The organism is Nitrosomonas sp. Nm166, assembly GCF_900112825.1.
GTDB lineage: Bacteria > Pseudomonadota > Gammaproteobacteria > Burkholderiales > Nitrosomonadaceae > Nitrosomonas.
Map to the genome: position 1 here is coordinate 1 of NZ_FONE01000120.1, position 1,217 is coordinate 1,217.

General features: G+C 38.9%; 1 protein-coding gene. It reads left to right on the forward strand.

The features are described 5' to 3' along the window. The first annotated feature begins 504 nt into the window (after positions 1-504). Complete coding sequence (locus tag BM021_RS15035; protein WP_090721776.1) at positions 505-825, forward strand: hypothetical protein; 321 nt, start codon at positions 505-507, stop codon at positions 823-825. Positions 826-1,217 lie beyond the last annotated feature (392 nt).

A 1,217-nucleotide genomic window follows, 5' to 3' on the forward strand; every position in this document is an offset into this window, starting at 1 on the left:
GTCGTCAATTGCACAAAAAATCGCTATAGTATCCATCGGAATCTGACTCCTCCAGTGATGAAGCTCTTTCTCATAATCGTTTCATCATAAGGAATTCGGATTCCTGTTACAGCTTTTCTTATGTCGAACTCACGTTAAGTTATTTTTTCTTTAGTAGCTAGGAATGATATATGCTCTTGAGAAATTCTAAATGCAGCAGAGGAGTTTTTGACAAACCTGCTTTTTAAATCGACATAACAGCTTAGCCTGCCTTTGCAGCAATATAAACAAAAGAACAACCGGAACGATTTAACGTTGACCCAGCACGCCGTGGGACTAAACACCTAGCAGTGCCAAATAAACCACCCAAAGCTGGATAATATTGAAATTTGCAAACTGCTTTTGGAACGCAAAAATTTGCTCCAGCGCTTCGAATTTAACAATGCTATCGTAATGTAGTATAAAATTTGAATGAAAAATAACCCATTTCTATAGCGTACTATAAAAGTCTAGAGGAGCCATCTCATGTCTCGATTATTCTTTATTCTTATCATTGTTGTTACTGCACTTCAAGGCTGTGTCACATCTAGAGAGATATTTCTTGCCGATGGAACCAAAGGACATAACGTTAACTGCAGCGGTTCGGGAATGAACTATAGCAATTGCCTTGAAAAAGCTGGTGAAATCTGTGGTGCACGTGGATATCAGTTATTAAATCAGCAAGGCGATGTGGTTCCTTTCTCCACTGCAATTCGTGAATTTAGTGCAAACGAGCGATCATCAGTTGGATATTTGACACAGTCAGGCTCGATAGTTACGCGTAATCTATTCATCAAATGTAAATAGTACAGAACGATAGAATCTCGAACTATGAGATTATCCATACCTTCATAAAGCTGAATTATACTCTTGCAGTCTCACTTATTCTGGATATCAAACGCAGAATGGCCACCTCATCGCCAGCTCCAACTAAAGTCATGCAATTTTATTGACTATGTTCTTTTGTAAGATAGTACAGTTCTATTGATACAGCACAGCCATAAAATACTTAGTTCAGTCTGAACAATCCATAACATTCTGATTCTGTGTGATGAATTGATGAATTAAGGCGATTAAATTCACCAGTTTTTGGTAAAATTGCTACAATTTCCTGCAAATTTAGCGAGGGTTAGATGGGGCCAAAGCCGTGCACGCAAAAGAGTAATGACCTGTTCCGCCAGCGACTGGACGAACTGGTC

What these genes read in the sequence shown, in the direction of transcription:
- BM021_RS15035 (WP_090721776.1), top strand. Translation starts at nt 505, where the DNA reads ATGTCTCGATTATTCTTTATTCTTATCATTGTTGTTACTGCACTTCAA.